Source organism: Litoribacterium kuwaitense, assembly GCF_011058155.1.
GTDB lineage: Bacteria > Bacillota > Bacilli > Bacillales > DSM-28697 > Litoribacterium > Litoribacterium kuwaitense.
The window spans coordinates 33,838-50,985 of the sequence record NZ_JAALFC010000010.1 but is presented as its reverse complement, the minus strand read 5'-3'; the positions used below and the strand labels follow the sequence as shown (position 1 = coordinate 50,985).

General features: G+C 44.5%; 15 protein-coding genes. 14 read left to right on the top strand and 1 reads right to left on the bottom strand.

Annotation, left to right across the window (positions count from 1 at the left end; translation table 11 throughout):
• The first annotated feature begins 15 nt into the window (after positions 1-15).
• Both G4V62_RS07915 and G4V62_RS07910 read left to right on the top strand, forming a co-directional pair.
• A complete protein-coding gene (locus tag G4V62_RS07915; protein ID WP_165200981.1) occupies positions 16-906 on the top strand; it encodes an ABC transporter permease in 891 nt (296 codons plus the stop codon).
• A 58-nt stretch (positions 907-964) separates the two neighbouring features.
• Positions 965-1,810, top strand: a complete 846-nt coding sequence (locus G4V62_RS07910; protein WP_165200979.1) for an alpha/beta fold hydrolase — start codon at positions 965-967, stop codon at positions 1,808-1,810.
• 171 nt (positions 1,811-1,981) lie between these two features.
• On the opposite strand, the gene G4V62_RS07905 is transcribed toward G4V62_RS07910, so the two are convergent.
• The gene (locus G4V62_RS07905) at positions 1,982-2,869 is read right to left on the bottom strand and encodes a cupin domain-containing protein (protein ID WP_165200977.1); all 888 of its coding nucleotides are present in this window, start codon (positions 2,867-2,869) and stop codon (positions 1,982-1,984) included.
• 185 nt (positions 2,870-3,054) lie between these two features.
• Here G4V62_RS07905 and G4V62_RS07900 point away from each other — a divergent pair, with 185 nt between their 5' ends.
• The 12 genes from G4V62_RS07900 to G4V62_RS07845 all read left to right on the top strand — a co-directional run bounded on the left by G4V62_RS07900 (position 3,055) and on the right by G4V62_RS07845 (position 17,132).
• Positions 3,055-3,645, top strand: coding sequence for a DUF2087 domain-containing protein (locus tag G4V62_RS07900; RefSeq protein ID WP_165200975.1), 591 nt, complete (start codon positions 3,055-3,057; stop codon positions 3,643-3,645).
• A gap of 569 nt (positions 3,646-4,214) precedes the next feature.
• Positions 4,215-5,531: an ABC transporter substrate-binding protein gene (locus tag G4V62_RS07895; protein ID WP_165200973.1), complete on the top strand. Its 1,317-nt coding sequence runs from the start codon at positions 4,215-4,217 to the stop codon at positions 5,529-5,531.
• Between the two features lie 175 nt (positions 5,532-5,706).
• Positions 5,707-7,032 (top strand): ABC transporter substrate-binding protein, encoded by a 1,326-nt coding sequence (locus G4V62_RS07890; protein WP_165200971.1) that lies wholly within the window; start codon positions 5,707-5,709, stop codon positions 7,030-7,032.
• A 30-nt stretch (positions 7,033-7,062) separates the two neighbouring features.
• Positions 7,063-8,151 (top strand): ABC transporter ATP-binding protein, encoded by a 1,089-nt coding sequence (locus G4V62_RS07885; protein ID WP_165200969.1) that lies wholly within the window; start codon positions 7,063-7,065, stop codon positions 8,149-8,151.
• A gap of 4 nt (positions 8,152-8,155) precedes the next feature.
• A complete protein-coding gene (locus tag G4V62_RS07880) occupies positions 8,156-9,022 on the top strand; it encodes a carbohydrate ABC transporter permease (RefSeq protein WP_165200967.1) in 867 nt (288 codons plus the stop codon).
• 13 nt (positions 9,023-9,035) lie between these two features.
• Complete coding sequence (locus G4V62_RS07875) at positions 9,036-9,863, top strand: carbohydrate ABC transporter permease (RefSeq protein ID WP_165200965.1); 828 nt, start codon at positions 9,036-9,038, stop codon at positions 9,861-9,863.
• Positions 9,864-10,639: 776 nt separating this feature from the next.
• Positions 10,640-11,683 carry an ABC transporter substrate-binding protein gene (locus tag G4V62_RS07870; RefSeq protein WP_165200963.1) on the top strand — a complete coding sequence of 348 codons (1,044 nt, stop codon included), beginning with the start codon at positions 10,640-10,642 and terminating at the stop codon, positions 11,681-11,683.
• A 68-nt stretch (positions 11,684-11,751) separates the two neighbouring features.
• Positions 11,752-12,693, top strand: a complete 942-nt coding sequence (locus tag G4V62_RS07865) for a nucleoside hydrolase (protein WP_165200961.1) — start codon at positions 11,752-11,754, stop codon at positions 12,691-12,693.
• Positions 12,690-13,520 carry an ABC transporter permease gene (locus G4V62_RS07860; RefSeq protein ID WP_165200959.1) on the top strand — a complete coding sequence of 277 codons (831 nt, stop codon included), beginning with the start codon at positions 12,690-12,692 and terminating at the stop codon, positions 13,518-13,520. The genes G4V62_RS07865 and G4V62_RS07860 overlap by 4 nt, the downstream gene beginning before the upstream one ends.
• Positions 13,517-14,305, top strand: a complete 789-nt coding sequence (locus G4V62_RS07855; RefSeq protein WP_165200957.1) for an ABC transporter permease — start codon at positions 13,517-13,519, stop codon at positions 14,303-14,305. Before G4V62_RS07860 ends, G4V62_RS07855 begins: the two co-directional genes overlap by 4 nt.
• 13 nt (positions 14,306-14,318) lie before the next feature.
• Positions 14,319-15,404, top strand: a complete 1,086-nt coding sequence (locus G4V62_RS07850) for an ABC transporter ATP-binding protein (protein WP_165200955.1) — start codon at positions 14,319-14,321, stop codon at positions 15,402-15,404.
• Between the two features lie 3 nt (positions 15,405-15,407).
• Complete coding sequence (locus G4V62_RS07845; protein WP_165200953.1) at positions 15,408-17,132, top strand: adenine deaminase; 1,725 nt, start codon at positions 15,408-15,410, stop codon at positions 17,130-17,132.
• The last annotated feature ends 16 nt before the right edge of the window (positions 17,133-17,148 follow it).

Here is a 17,148-nt window from a genome sequence, read left to right as displayed (position 1 = left end):
AAAGGAGGGCGTCGTATGGCAAAAGCGGCAAATGGTGAAGTCTTGGTCGCTTCAGCTTCTAAAAAAACGAAAGATCGGCGTGCCTGGGCTCGTCTGAAAAAAAATAAAGCTGCCCTCGTTTCCTTATGGTTTCTCGTCATGATCCACCTTGTCGTATTTTTAGGACCGCTTGTCTGGACGATAGACCCTGAAGCGACAGACCCGACGAACACGTTGGCTGCTTGGTCAGCAACTCATCCGATGGGTACGGACGATCTTGGGCGGGATGTTTTTAGCCGGATGCTGCACGGGGGAAGAATTACCCTTCTTGTCGGTGTTGGAGCGATGGTCTTTACAGTCATTCTTGGTGGTGTCATTGGCGCGGTTGCCGGGTTCTTTGGAAAATGGATTGAAGCCATTCTGATGCGCTTTACTGAAGCGATGATGTCGATCCCAAACTTTTTCTTTGCCCTCGTTGCTTTGACAGTTCTAGGGAAAACACCTTTCATGGTTGTGCTTGTCATTGCGCTTTCCTCATGGATGGAAATTGCTCGCGTCGTCTATGGCGAAACATTGAAGTGGAAGCAGCAGGAATTTGTTGAGGCATCCGTTGCTTTAGGGGCAAAGCCGTTATGGACGTTGACGAAGCACGTTGTTCCACAAGTGATCCCCTCGATCATCGTCGCAAGTACACTCGGTATCGCTTGGGCGATTTTGACAGAGAGTGCGATCAGCTACTTAGGTCTTGGAATCCAGCCGCCAACCGCGACGTGGGGGAATATGCTACAGGATGCACAAGCGTATATTTGGACAGCTCCTATTCTTGGCGTATTGCCGGGTATTGCGATCACACTTGTCGTGCTCGCTTACAACTTCTTAGGGGATGGCATGAGGGATGCGCTTGATCCGCGGCACATTCAGAAATAGAAAAGGCGGTCATCAAGAAGCTTTACCAGGTGTTTAAAGAGAATGGAGGATATACAAGATGTTTACAACATTGAATGGATGCAGCATATATTATGAATTACATGGGAAAGAAGAAGGAGAACCGATCTTTTTTATTCATGGTGGCCCAGGAATGAGCGACTGTCGGGGAGACGTTCATAGCTTTTCTGCGTTAGGTGACGAGTATCGCCTCATTTTTCTGGATATGCGCGGCTCAGGCAGATCGGCTGATGTTCCTCCATATACACATGAACAATGGACTGCGGATATCGATGCCTTACGTGCGTTCTTAGGTTATGAAACAGTTCATATGCTTGGTGGTTCTTACGGTGGCTTTTTAACATTGGAATATGTGACCCGTTATCCACAGCGTGTACGGTCTGTCATGTTGCGAGATACAGCGCCTAGCAATGATTACAATGATTTAAGCATGCAAAAGGCGATGGATAGTCAACTTCCTGGGATTACGCAAGAAATGTTAGATCGGTTGTTTGGTGGTCAAGTTAAGTCAAATGAGGAATTCAAGGAGATGTATCGCGCGATTCTTCCATTATATACAGTTGATTTTGATGAAGAGCAGGCCGAAGCTAAAGTCAATGACATTTATTATCATTATGAAACCCACAATTATGCGTTTCATGTCAATAAAAAAAGCTATAATGTCATTGATCAGCTGTCCGAGATTCGTCAGCCGATGTTAATTACAGTTGGACGGCATGATTGGATTACGCCCGTTGTTTGCTCTGAAGATATTGCGAAGCATGTTCCAAATGGAAAGCTTGTCATCTTTGAAAATAGCGGACATTCCCCTCAAGTTGAAGAAAAAGAATCCTACTTAAAAACAGTACGCGCATTTTTATCCGACGTGTCTACGACAGAAACGTAAGCGGCTTTAGGCGTAAATGATCACCTGAATATTCAAATAGAACGGCGAGTGAGTGACCTTTGTCTCATTTAGCTCCCTCCAAAATGATGCGGAGGGAGTTCTTTAGGCAGGCATTAAAAAAGGATACAAATAAATCGATATGCATCCTGTCTTTATTTCGTCGTTGCCGTCTTATTCATTCGCTTCCGCGGCAATGGCATCAGCTTTTGTTCGGTGGACTGTTCCAAAAGGATGTTCAGGCGGAGCATAGATCGAGTACAGTTTTAAGGGCTTTCTCCCCGTATTGGTCAAGTTATGCCACTTTCCCGCCGGAATCATAATGGCATAATCATCATAAACCTTTCTCTCGAACGTGAGCTGCTCTTTGAGATCCCCCATCTGCACAAGCCCTTGCCCTTGTCCAATCCGCAAAAATTGATCTACATTTGGATGGATTTCAAGGCCAATGTCTTCTCCGACAGGAATACTCATTAACGTTACTTGTAAATGGTCACCTGTCCATAACGCGGTCCGAAACGTTTTGTTTTGTTTTGTCGCCTCTTCAATATCTACAACGTAAGGCTTACCTCCGTAATCTTTGCGTTGCATGTTGTTCTTTTCTTGAGATGATAAATAGAAAAATCGCTGAGCGTGTGCCATTTCGTCATGACAGGCTCTCGCAAGGACATTACGAATCGGTGAATGCTGATGCGTAAGCGATCGATCAAAAAAAGTGTTGTACCCATTTATGGCGGCTTCATATCCTTTTTCCAATCCCTCCCGATAGTCTGAAAAATTGATTGGTTCAACCTCATAGGAAGGCTGTGTTCTCGTTTGGGACGTGTAGAAGTGCTTTAACTGTGTAAGCTGCTCTTTTTCAACTTCTGCTGCAGTCAGCATATCTTTTTTTAGTTGCTCTGTTGGTGCACATTCAGCCAGCCGCTCGTGTAAATCAATGATTTGTGCTTTTTCTTTTATTCCTTCAAGGATGGCATCTGCTTCGGAAGACAAATCCCTCACTTGATAGGTAGGTGAAGTCAAGGAGTACGGATACGCATAGGTGTAAGGATGTTGATACATGAAACTCGCTCCCTTCATTAAAATATCTATATAGCGTATGCACGTTGGGCGATGTTGCTACTGCACCATATACAGCGTAGCTTCAAACCGATGCTCTTTTTTAAGAGGGTTGACAATTTATAGATTGTCATTTAATTTAATAACTATCTAATTAGATGATCGTTAAATTAGTTGGAGGGTTGTCTATGCAGCTTGAAAAATTGGTGTCTTTTCATAAAGCGCTTGCTGACCATAATCGCATACGAATTCTTATGCTGTTGTCTTCACGCCAGCCGATGAGTGGTCAAGCGTTGGCGCAAACGTTAGCGGTGACGCCTGCGACGATTACGCATCACATCGGAAAGTTAAAACAAGCTAGCTTAATCTATGAAAGAAGAGAGAAGAATACGGCTTTTTACTACGTAAATGCTACTGTGCTTGAACGATCATCTAAGGCGTTACTAACAATGCTGGAAAAAGGAGTCGAAGAAAAAATGACAGATTCAGAGAATCTTTTCCGACAACGCGTCCTCGATGCTTTTTTTCAGGATGGCGCTTTAACACGCCTACCGGCACAGTTAAAGAAAAAGCTGATCGTCTTGGAGGCGCTTGTTGCAAAGCTAGAGAAAGACAAGAAATATACAGAAGTAGAGCTGAATGGATTTATTCGTCAATATTATGAAGACGTAGCCACCGTTCGTCGTGAATTTATCATGCACGGATTTATGTATCGCGCAGCGGGCGTGTATGAAATGAACCCAAAAGAAATGTGGGAATCTTGGCAGCACTTAAGCTAAATGTGTTGTTGGCTTTCATTAGGAAACCAACATTGGTCGTGAAAAATGAGATCTCCCAAATGATTGTCATCTGCAGGTGACGAACGTAACAGAGGGCAGACAACGTGGCTCATTTTTTCACTTTTTGTCCGTTTCGTCACCTCAATCATTGTCAGCTTAAGAGGCGAGCGAAGACTCGAATGGAACTTCAGGGCGGGCAAGCTAAGCAACAACGGGTCAAAGCTATTGTCAACAGGCTGTGTCATCGTCAGGTGACGAAAGCAAGATATCTTCGCCAGATTGCTCGCCAGTCACCCTCGCTTTCCTTTCCGTTCAATGGTCAATCGACACACCTCCCTGATCATTTTTGATTATTTGACAATTTTCCCTTTGCCTCTTACGTAAACTTTAGCTTGTGCCTTTGTGCACAGGCTTTTTTAAAGACATTTTGAAGTGAAGATTCTTGTGTTTAAGAGATTTACAAAATCTGTATCAAACGTATACGTGTGGTTTACCAAACATTAACAATCAGTGTGTATTGTGGAATTAGTTGGTTTTTAATCCATCTTATTCAACAAGGGGGAAATCACATGAGACAAAAGCTCACAGCACTTACTTTCCTTATGATGACAGTTTTAATGGTGTTAAGCGCATGTGGATCAGCGCAGCAGGCATCGGGAAGTGAATCAGGCTCGGCCGATGAGAACGTTAATGAAGAAGGCAGCACAGACAAGATCAACATTACATACTGGTACGCGTGGGGCGACAAGATTCAAGAAAACAATGAAAACCTTGTAAAAATGTTCAACGAATCTCAAGATCGTATTCACGTTACGGCAGAATATCAAGGTACGTATGATGATTTGCACGCCAAAACACAAGCCGCCTTTGCTGCTGGCAATGCGCCTGAAGTGACGCAAAACGAGATCGCTTCTGTCGGTGTATTTGCTAATAATGGGATGACGGAAAGCTTAACACCTTTTGTTGAACAAGATGACATCGATATGGACGACTTTATTGAAGGGCTGATGGGGAACTCTTACGTCAATGGCGATCTATACGCCCTGCCATATTTACGAAGCACACCAATCCTTTATTTAAATGCGTCAATGCTCGAAGAAAATGGTCTCGATCCAGCCGGACCGAAAACGTGGGCAGAATTTGAAGAATATGCGCAAGCATTAACTGTCGAGGAAGAACGCGTCGGAATCACGATGCCAATTGACATTTGGTTCTTCGAAGCGTTTGTCGCGCAATCAGGTGGACAGACGATGAATGATGAAGGAACGGAAGTGACGTTCCAAGAAGAACCAGGCGTAGAGGCAGTTACCTTTTGGAAAGAACTTGAGCAAGCTGGTTATATGAAGGTTCCAACAGGTGATGAAGCAGGGGATCAAGCGATGCAAGACTTTGTAAACGGTCGCTCTGGCATGTATTTAACATCGACGGCTGGCTTGTCAAATGTCCTTTCGATTGCGGATGAAAAAGGCTTTGAAGTAAATACGACATTTATGCCAGCCAATGATGATTATGGTGTGCCGACAGGGGGAGCCAACCTTGTCATGACAGCAGGCTTAGATGCAGAAAAGCAAGAGGCGGCTTGGGAATTTATTAAATGGATGACTTCAACAGAGCAAACGGCTTATGCGAGTGAATACACAGGCTATTTACCGAGCCGTACATCGGCAGTCGAGTCAGAAAAAATGAAGGCATTATATGAAAAAACGCCACAGTACCGTGTCGCCGTTGACCAGCTAGAATATGCACGCCCACGTCCGATGGCAGAAGCGTATCCTGAAATTACAAAGGTTCTTCGGGATGAAATTTTGCGCACGATCATTGAAGATGTGTCTCCAGAAGATGCGCTCAACACGGCTGCTGATAAGGCTAGTAAGTTATTGAAGTAGACGATTAGTTGGCAAGGGCGGCAAAAGGCCGCTCTTCATTTATATAGATATTAAGGTATATTATAAATAATTTACCATTTATACATATTCTTCATTTTATGTTAACCTCCAGTTTACATTAACCTCTTATGCTATGTTATATCAGTTTTTTGAAAACGGATTGGAGGACATTTGAATGAAAAAACAACAAGGCATTTTGCTTTTTCTTATGGTGACATTAGTGCTTGTTCTAGCCGCATGTGGATCATCTGCAGGGAGTGAATCTCAATCATCCTCATCAGAGGGAAGCACTAATGAAGGTTCAGGTGAAGCTTCAGACGAAAAAGTCGAAATCACCTACTGGTACGCGTGGGGAGACAAAATTCAAGAAAACAACCAGAATCTCGTAAAACAATTTAATGAATCTCAAGACCGCATTCACGTCAACGCCGAATACCAAGGCTCTTATGCTGACTTGCATGCGAAAACACAAGCAGCATTTGCAGCGGGAAATGCACCTGAAGTAACCCAAAACGAAATCGCTTCTGTCGGTGTCTTTGCTAAAAACGGCATGACGGAAAAGTTAACGCCATTTGCAGAAAACGACGAAGACATCAATATGGATGATTTTATTGAAGGGTTGATGGGAAACTCTTACGTGAATGGCGACCTCTACGCCTTACCATACTTACGCAGTACGCCAATTTTATATTTAAATGCCACATTGCTTGAAGAGAATGGTCTTGATCCAACAGGTCCGAAAACGTGGGAAGAATTTGAAGCGTATGCGAAAGCACTGACTGTCAAAGACGAGCGTGTCGGGATTACGATGCCGATTAGCATTTGGTTCTATGAAGCATTTATTGCCCAATCCGGCGGACAAATGATGAATGAAGACGCAACTGAAGTGACGTTCCATGAAGAGCCGGGCGTTGAAGCATTAGCATTTTGGAATCAAATGAACGATGCAGGATACATGAAAATTCCGACAGGTGATGAATCTGGAGATCAGGCACTGCAAGATTTTGCGAATGGCCGCTCGGGTATGTATTTCTCATCTACAGCTGACCTTTCCAAGCTGATCGATATTGCAGATGAGCAAGGCTTTGAGTTGAACACGACCTTTATGCCAGCGAACGACGATTACGGTGTGCCTACTGGTGGAGCAAACCTTGTCATGACAGCAGGTTTAGATGAAGAAAAACAAAAGGCAGCGTGGGAATTCATTAAGTGGATGACGGCGGAGGAGCAAACGATTTACGCCAGCCAGTACACGGGATATTTGCCAAGTCGTACGTCTGCAGTTGACTCTGAAGAAATGAAGTCTTTCTATGAAGAAATTCCCCAATACCGTGTGGCTGTTGACCAGTTAGAATTTGCACGCCCTCGCCCAATGCACGAGGCTTATCCAGAAATCTCAAAAGAGCTGGCGGATCAAATGATGCGGACCGTACTGGAAGATCTTTCTCCGGAAGAAGCATTAAACGCTGCTGCAGAATCAGCGGCGAGCTTACTGAAGTAAGACAACGATCAGCAATAAGGAGGCTGCTCTATGGCTGAGATTATTTTAGAAAACGTCACGAAGACCTTTGGAGATGCAAATGTCGTCAACAATATTAATGTCACGATCAAGGACGGTTCTTTTACCGTTCTGGTCGGCCCATCTGGATGTGGAAAATCAACAACGCTCAGAATGATTGCTGGCTTAGAAAAGCAAACATCAGGAAATATCTTTATTGGAGGAACGTGTGTTAACGATAAGGTGCCTGGAAAAAGGGATATTGCCATGGTGTTTCAAAATTACGCATTGTATCCGACGATGACGGTTCGCGGGAACATCGAATTTGGCTTAAAGAATAAAAAAGTGCCCAAGCAAGAGCGTGAGCGTTTAATTGCAGATATATGTGATATTGTCGGTTTGACACCTTATCTCGACAAAAAGCCACAATATTTATCGGGCGGACAGCGTCAACGTGTCGCGCTCGCACGGGCAATGGTGAAAAAGCCGTCTGTGTTTATTTTAGATGAACCTTTATCAAACTTGGACGCAAAACTTCGTTCACAGATGCGCACGGAGCTCATTCAATTACACAAACGTCTCGGCACGACGTTTGTGTATGTCACTCATGACCAAGTCGAAGCAATGTCAATGGGCGACGAGATCGTCATTTTAGATCAAGGTGAAATTCAACAAGCGGATACGCCGATGAAAGTGTATCATCAGCCGCGAAACATGTTTACAGCACAGTTTATCGGTACACCAGCAATGAACATTTTTCCATTAGAGGAAATGGTGTTTGGGATGTCTGATGTTCCTAAAAAAACATCTTTTGTTGGCTTTCGTCCAGAGCATGCATCACTTGAACAGGATGAGCATGCGACGAACACGATCACTTTAAACTGTGAAGTGATCACTGTTGAGCCACTCGGAAGTGAAACCATCTATCAGTTGAAATGTGGTCAGTCGGTCTTCTTTGTGAAAGCATTTTTAGCGCCCATGCATATGGAATCGCATGTGCAAGTCTATGTCCCAGAAGAGCGTTTGTATTTCTTTGACCGCGAAGGGGGTCGTGTTATGAATAAGCCGGTTCAGAGTATGGATACGTCTGAAGCAGAACCTTTGCTGGCGGAAAGGGCGTAATGTTATGTGGCAACGGCTAAGACCTTATGTCATGATTGCTCCGGCTGTATGTATTTTTCTCCTATTCTTTATTTATCCGATCTTTTACATGATGTATTTAAGCTTTTTTGACTGGAACTTTGTCAGCCCAGACAAGGATTTTGTTGGCGTAAGTAATTTTACTACTTTAGCTGGTGATGAAGAATTCCGTCAGGTGTTTCGAAATTCCTTGATCTATATGGCTGCCGTCGTTGCGTTGACGATTTCCTTATCGTTGCTCCTTGCTTTATGGTTGAACCAAAAAGCGCGTATCTACGGGTTTGTGCAAGGCGCGGTATTTAGTCCGCACATTATCTCTCTTGTCTCGGTCGCTTTGCTCTGGATGTGGCTGATGGATACGGATCACGGGCTTCTCAATTGGGTTCTAGGTCTCTTTGGATTGCCTAAGGTAGACTGGCTGACAAGTCCGGATATGGCTCTATGGTCACTCATTTTAGTTGCTGTTTGGAAAGGTCTAGGCTTTAATGCACTCGTATTCATTGCCGGTCTGCAAAGTATTCCGCCAGATATGTATGAGGCAGCGGCGCTTGATGAGTCGGGTCCTGTCCGAACATTCTTTAAGATTACGCTGCCGATGCTATCTCCAACCTTGTTCTTTTTAACGGTGATTAATATGATCGGCTCGTTCCAAGTGTTTGAGTCGATTTCCATTATGACACAAGGGGGTCCGATCAATTCGACAAACACACTCGTTTACTACATTTACGAGTATGGGTTCCGCTTCTTCAAGATTGGGTATGCATCTGCGGCAGGAGTCATACTTCTCGTGATGTTAGCCATTTTAACGATTGCTTACTTTAAACTGATGGAACGAAAAGTCCATTATCGATAAGGAGGAAGAATGGATGAAAGCACTCCGCTGGTTTGGGAAATCAGCCAATGTGGTGGCCTTAATGATCGTCGTTGCGATCTTTGCCTTGCCCTTTTTCTGGATGCTCTCGACCTCCGTTAAATCGCTTGGCGAAACGATTACCTTTCCGCCAACCATTCTTCCCGAGACGTGGATGTGGGAAAATTTTGGTCAAGCGTGGAATTCGGGTCCGTTTTTACAGTACATCATCAACAGTACGATTGTCGCTGTTGGCATTTTAATCTTGCAATTTTTAACGATTGTCCCAGCAGCATATGCATTTGCTCGCTACAAATTTAGAGGAAATGCTTTCTTTTTCGGTTTAACGATGGTGACGCTCATGATTCCGACGCAGCTGATCTTTTTACCTGTTTATTTACAGATGAGCGCTTTTGGCATATTAGACACCGTCTGGGCGTTGATTCTTCCATTCGGTTCGAGCGCTTTTGGAATCTTTTTACTCCGTCAGTCGTTTAAACAAGTCCCTGAAGAGCTTTTGGAAGCGGCTCGGTTGGATCAGGCGAGTGAATGGAAGATCATTTGGCGAATTATGCTCCCAATGGCAAAACCTGTATTAATTACCTTTGCGTTATTTAGCTTTATTACGCATTGGAACGATTATTTTTGGCCGCTCGTCATGACGACGACAGAAAATGCTCGTACACTCCCTCTAGGCATTGCGAAGCTACGTGAAGTTGAAGGCGGCGTTGCGTGGAATGTCTTAATGGCGGGAAATGTCATGCTCGTTGCACCAATCCTCGTCATCTTCTTCTTTGCCCAACGGCATATCATTAAAGCATTTGTCTATACAGGTGTAAAATAAAGATCAATATGTTTTCTAGTGTAAACAAGGTGTCTACACTGCAACTGTTGATAAGTGTTTGCGTTTGTCATTCTTCACCCTCGCTCGTTCCTCGTGAACTGACGTCTCTCTTCGCTTACGCCTAGAGGATAAGTCGTTTCAAGCAAAGGGTTAAACAACGGAGTCAATTGAATAAGCTTTCTAACAAGTGCAGACATGTGAATGTGTCTGCACTTTTTTTGGAAAAAGATCGATTGCAAGCGTTCTTATATTTAATCGAATTAACCAAAAATGAAAAATAGGAATGAGCTAGATTGAAAAAGGTTGATGTTTAAACGTAAAGGGAGTTGCTAAAGGAAAAGAAAATCAAGTCTATGTCTCGCTCGACATACAAGATAAAACTGGAGAATCTCAAGGCTCAGCCTGTTGACAAACGCTTGCATATGTCGCCCGCTCATGCACTAAGGTTATATTCGGGGCATTGCTCGCCTGCGTGCTCGGGCTCTCATACGTTTTCAATCTAGGCTAGCTGAAAAATAAAGGACTACGGACGCTAAAAAGTGGAGAAAGAACCAAGAATAGACTGTGTCTTCGCTTTGAAGCTAAGAATCTCAAGTCTTTTTTTTGGGATACTATAAATAACATTTCTTTACGTAGCTGGAAAATGTCAATGTACGTGTATGTGATAGCTTTTAAAATAATAAAGATTTACAAAAAGCTATTTACTTATTAAATGCGAATGTTATAATACATATCTGGAATTATCATTCGTATTTACAACAAGGAGGGCAACCGAAATGAAAAATCTGTGGCTGGTCATTGCTGCATTCATGATGGCTGTATTGGCTGGGTGTAATTCGCCATCTGAAGATGCAGGCGCTGAGAAACAAGAGCTTGTCGTTTCGACATGGGGTTTTGCAAGCGAGTTTTTTGAAGAAGAAGTGTACAAGCCTTTTGAGGAAAAGCACGACGTTGATATCGTTGTTGATATTGGCAATAATGCTGACCGTTTAAATAAAGTCCGTCAAGGAACGTCTGCTGTAGATGTCATTTTCTTGTCTGATTATTACGCAAACCAAGGAATTTCAGAAGGTTTGTTTGCCGAAGTCGATCAAGAAAAGCTTACAAATGTAGACAAGATCTATGATGTAGCAAAAGCACCTCTTGGCGAAGCGTATGGACCAGCGTATACCATTGCACGCTTTGGAATTGCTTATAACCCAGAAGCCATTGATATGGAGATTACGTCTTGGAGTGATTTATGGGAGGCTGAGCTTCAAGGAAATCTTACGGTTCCCGGCATTACGACAACCACTGGACCAATGATGCTCGATGTCGCTTCTCTCGTTGGAGGATCAGAAACTTTTAATGAAGATACAGCGATTGAGAAATCTCAAGAGCTAAATGAAAATGTTGTAAAATATTATGGAAAAACGTCCGAGCTTGTCAATATGTTTGGTCAAGGGGAAGTGGCTGTCGGGCCTGTCATGGAAATGTATATGTCTGATCTGCAAGAAGCCGTTCCTTCAGTAGAGTTCGTCAATCCAGAAGAAGGCTCTTACGCAGTCATGAACACTGTCAATGTTGTAAAAACGAGTGAGCAGCAAGAATTGGCGCATGAATTTATCAATTGGATGTTAAGTAACGAGGTGCAAACCGCTTCGGCGAAAAATGGGATTGATTCCCCTGTGAACACAGAGGTTGAGCTCACTGAAGAAGAAGCTCAAGGTTTGACCTATGGAAAAGAAGTTGTCGAAAGTCTCCGCAGCCTTGATATGGAAAATGTCAACGAGAACTTAAAAACATGGATCGAACGCTGGAATCGGGAAGTTGCAAGATAAATGAGCAATGAGAACGGCTTTTGCGGACGAGCAAAAGTCGTTTGCCATTTTTAGAAAGGGGTCTTCTCATGAAGGTCATTATGGATGTTGATACGGGCATTGATGATGCCATTGCGATTTCCCTGATGCTGGGCCATCCATCTGTAGAAATGCTCGGATTGACAACAGTTAGCGGGAATGTACCATTGGAGCAGGTAGTCCAAAATACGCGTCGCCTTTGTACATATTTAGATGCCTCAATCCCTATCTACATCGGAGCGAGCAAGCCACTTTGTAGACAAGCCATCCATGAACATCATGTGCATGGGGGGAATGGGCTCGGTGGTGTTGACCTTCCAGACGGCGGGAACGAGCACGTGCATCAAAGCATTTCGGCGGCTCAGTGGATGTGTGAAACAGTAACGAAACACCCTCATGAAGTCACACTGTTAATGACTGGTCCGCTCACAAATTTGGCGCTCGCTTTAGCCATTGACCCCGATCTGCCTAGCAAAGTTCATCAAGTTGTTTTTATGGGTGGAGCTGCTCAAACGTACGGCAATATTACCCCTCTGGCTGAATTTAACATCTATGTCGACCCTGAAGCGGCAAAAAATGTAGTGCATGCAGGTTTTCGTTCATTGACGATGGTCGGTCTTGATGTGACGCGGCAAACGTTGTTGACCCCTGCCCAGCTTGATACATTGCCCGAAAATAAAACGAGTCAGCTGTTAAAAAGCATGACTGCGCATTATATGAAACGATATGAAGAACGGAACGGTATTCAAGCGTGTGCGATGCACGATCCACTTGCCGCCGGAGCAGTGTTATGGCCAGATGTCCTTAAGACAACGCCATATTATGTGGACGTAGAAACGAACAGTGAGCTGTGCGACGGCCAAACCGTATGCGACATCCAAGAACGGTGGAAAAAAGCGCCAAACGTTGACGTTGCTACAGCTGTCGATGCAGAACGTTTTATGAGCGCAATGCTAGCTCAGCTTGCAAATAAGGAGGAGAGCAAATCTTGAAAAAAAGATATATGTACGGGTTACTCCTGCCAGGCTTCTTTTTTCTAACAGTCTTTATGATTGTCCCTATTGCCTTAACCATCGGAACGACCTTTATCCAAGACCGCACCTTTACCCTTGAAGGTTATATATACTTTTTCAGTGATCCGTACTTTTTAGACATCCTTTGGACGACCTTACAGGTGAGTCTTGTGACGACAATTGTCTGTAATGTCATTGGCTTTCCGGTCGCTTACTATATTTCTAAGCTTGGTGTTCGAAAAAAAGCGGTGTTACTTGCGCTTGCTATTTTTCCATTGTTGACGAGTGCTGTCGTTCGGTCGTTTTCATGGATGATTATTCTTGGGCGGAACGGACTGTTCAATGATGGATTGATTAGTTTAGGACTTCTTGAAGAGCCATTGGAAATTTTATATACGCCTGCTGCGATGATGATCGGTTTAATTCATTTGTTCCTTCCATTAATTATTATCTCTCTCGTTGGTGTTATGGAAAATATCCCAGATGACCTATTAGAAGCTGCGGAGAGTCTCGGGGCTTCAAAAATAAAGTCGTTTTGGAAAATTATCGTTCCCCTCTGTGTGCCGGGGATTATTATCGGGAGTATTCTCGTATTTGTCGGCAGCCTGACCGCCTATACGACGCCTGCCTTATTGGGCGGGAAGCAGCAAGTCATCGCCACGTTCTTATATCAAAATGCGATGACGTTAAATGACTGGTACTTAGCTTCGATCGTTGCGACGATTATGATCGTCATTACGTTTATTGTCATTGGTTTAATGAATGCACTCGCCTCTAAATTAAATCCAAAGGGGTATGCCTCATGAAAAAAAGAAATCCGTGGCTTGGAGTGTACACATTTCTCGTCTTTTGTTTCTTGCTGGGGCCACTCGTCATTATCTCGATCACTTCTTTTGGGCCCGATGAAGTCTTGAAATTTCCGCCAGACGGTTTTTCACTCCGCTGGTACCAAAACATTTTTGAAGTCGATATGTTTGTATCCACGTTTGTGACGTCAATGATTGTGTCATTTGCAGGGAATATTTTTGCTTTGCTGCTCGGTATTCCTGCCGCATATGCGCTTAGCCGTTACGATTTTAAAGGTAAGGCGCTGCTAAATGCTTTATTTATTTCGCCAGTTTTAATTCCGGGGGTTGTCCTCGGGTTTACTTTGCTGAAATACATTATCGTTACTTTCCAGCTGCCGGTTTATGCGGCGCTGTTCATCGGGCATACCGTCCTTATGCTACCTTTCATCGTTCGGGTCATTGCTTCATCATTGGCAAATTTTGATTTTGCGATCGAAGAAGCCGCTGTAAGCTTAGGGGCGAGTCGATTTGAAACCTTTTTTAAGATCGTCTTGCCAAACATTCGTTCAGGTGTGATTGCAGGGGTCGTCATTGCGTTTCTTGAGTCATTTAATAACGTCGATGTATCCGTCTTTCTCACCGGACCCGGTGTCAGCACGCTTCCTATCCAGATGCTGACGTATGTTGAAAACTATTTTGATCCGACCATTGCAGCTGTGTCTGTGTTGCTCATGGGGTTAACAGCTGTGCTGATGTTTGTCATCGAACGACTATTAGGGCTCGCTTATTTTACTAAACAATAATGGAGGGATTTCGTTGGCACTGCTCTCATTGAACGATGTCACTGTTGCTTACAATGATAAAACGACGATCCTGGATCGGTTTAATTTAGATGTCAAAAAAGGAGAGCTGATCTCCCTACTTGGGCCGAGTGGCTGCGGGAAAACGACGACATTACGTTTGATTGCGGGGTTTCTACAAGCGAAGCATGGTCAATTTCTATTTGACGGTCAAGATTACACGAGGGTACCTGTTAATAAAAGGAACTTTGGCTTTGTTTTTCAAAGCTATGCGTTGTTTCCGCATATGACCGTTTATGACAATGTGGCATTTGGGCTGAAATTGAGAAAGGTGAGCGGTCAAGAAGCGAAGAAGCGTGTTGGAGATATGCTTGACGTCGTGAATCTCGCTGATTTTGGCAACCGTTTCCCTTCTGAGCTATCGGGGGGGCAGCGTCAGCGTGTGGCGATTGCTCGTGCCCTTGTCATTCAGCCTGATTTGCTGTTGTTTGATGAGCCTTTAAGTAACTTAGATGCCAATTTGCGCGTCAATATGCGGGTTGAAATTCGGCGCATCCAGCAAGAGCTTGGCATTACGTCCGTCTATGTGTCACATGATCAGGAAGAATGCTTCTCGATTTCAGATAAAGTCGCCATTATGAACAAGGGTGAGATTGAGCAATTGGCTGACCCGGCAACGATTTTTCGTTATCCAACGACTGAATTTGTCGCCCGTTTTATCGGGTTTAGCAACTTTCTTACGTTTGACAGTCGTTCTAAAACGGCTGGGGGGCATGAGCTTCTGCTTGGAGACCAAGTCTTTTTTGCGGAAGATCATCAAGGGACAGCGAACGAAGAAGCCTTAACCGCAGCCATTCGTCCAGATGATATTACCCTCGTTGCGCGTGGTGCAGACGTATCATCGCCGCATCGAAATCGGATTGCCGGAACAATTCGTGTACGCACCTTTCTTGGACGTAGTTATCAGTATGAAGTCGATACGGCTTTTGGCAGCTTTACGGTCAATCAGGAGATGGTTGAGCCGTTACAAGCCGGCGATGACGTTGATCTATATCTTGCACCTGAGCGACTCGTGCTCGTTGCAGGTGAAAGGGGCGCGTAAAACATGAAAGTCGATCTGTTTATCAAGCAGGCACAAGTCTATAACAGCGTCTTCAAACGTTTTGAGACGGCAAATGTGGCGATTCGGGACGGGCGTTTTCTGTATATCGGCCCAAGTGAGCCAGCCGACCTGGAAGCGCAAGACATCATTGATGGTCAAGGGCAATGGCTCGTTCCAGGCCTTGTTGATATTCATCTGCATATCGAAAGTTCAATGATGACACCGGAGACATTCTCTTACGGCTTGATTCAAAATGGTGTGACGACCGTTGTTGCTGAACCGCACGAAATGGCGAACGTGTTTGGGCTTGACGGCATTCTCGCGATGGTCGAAGCGCAAAAAAATGTGGTTGCCGATATCTTTACGGCGATTCCAAGCTCCGTGCCGGCGACCCCTTTGGAGACGACTGGCGGGACTATTGAAATTGAGGATATGGAAGCCTTAATTCAAGGTGGACACGTCATTTGTCTTGGAGAAATTATGAACTATGTCGACGTGGTTCGTGACCCTGCATGCAAAACGAATCAAATTCTCGATTATATGAGAGAAAACCACCCGCAGTTGATCATTGAAGGTCATTGTCCGCGATTAATGGATGTTGATTTAGCGAAGTTCATTTTTGCTGGGGCGAATTCGGATCATACCCACCAGACACCTGAAGGTATGGAAGCACGGCTAAAGGCAGGTATGTTTATTGAAATTCAAGAGAAGTCGATGACTGAAGAAGTGATGGATTATATCATCAATACGCCAGTGAATGAGCACTTTTGCTTTGTGACAGACGACGTGATGGCCGATGCCTTTTTACAAACAGGTCACCTCAATCATATTGTCAAAAAAGCGATGGCGATGGGGATGACACCTGAAGACGCGATTTATGCGGCAACGTATACGCCTGCGCGCCGCATGCGCTTGAATGACCGCGGCAGCATTGCTCCTGGGAAGAAAGCAGACTTCTTGCTATTAGATGACGTGCGCCAATTTTCGATTCGACACGCTTTTAAAGACGGGCAAAAAGTGTACGATGATGCAAACGTTCGAGAGCACCAAGGAACATCGGGCTCCTTTCCGGAATCATTTTATCATTCAGTGACGTTAGACACTCTAACAAAGAATGACTTTGTTATTCAATCTGAACAGGAAGGCGACGTCAACTGCCGTGTCATGACAGTTCAAGATGGCTCGACTTTTACGAAGGAAACGCACGCTCTCGTAGAGGCAGCCCATGGCGAATTGCAATGGGAGGACAGTCCTTATGGCTGTGTCGCTGTGTTTGAACGCTATGGCAAAAATGGACATCGGGCGCACGGTTTAATCACCGGCGACACGATCAAACGCGGCGCGATTGCGACGACGTATTCACACGACAACCACAACCTGCTTGTCGTCGGACAAAATAAGGCGGATATGATGCTAGCCGCCAATACAGTCATTGACGCTCAAGGAGGTTTTTGTGTCGCAGTCGATGGCGAAGTCTCACATTTCCTTCCTTTACCCGTCGGCGGTATCTTATCTGAAGCACCTTTTCACGAAGTCGCTGGCAGCGTTGCGCAGTTACGCGAAGCGATGGAAGCGCTCGGTTACAAGCATTACAATCCGATTATGTCGATCAGTACCCATTCGCTTCCTGTAAGCCCAGCTTTGAAAATCACCGACCTCGGATTGGTGGATGTGAATGAAGGCAAGCTTGTGCCGTTAGTCATCAATGAAGCCAATGGATCAATGTGATTCGACCTTACGAACT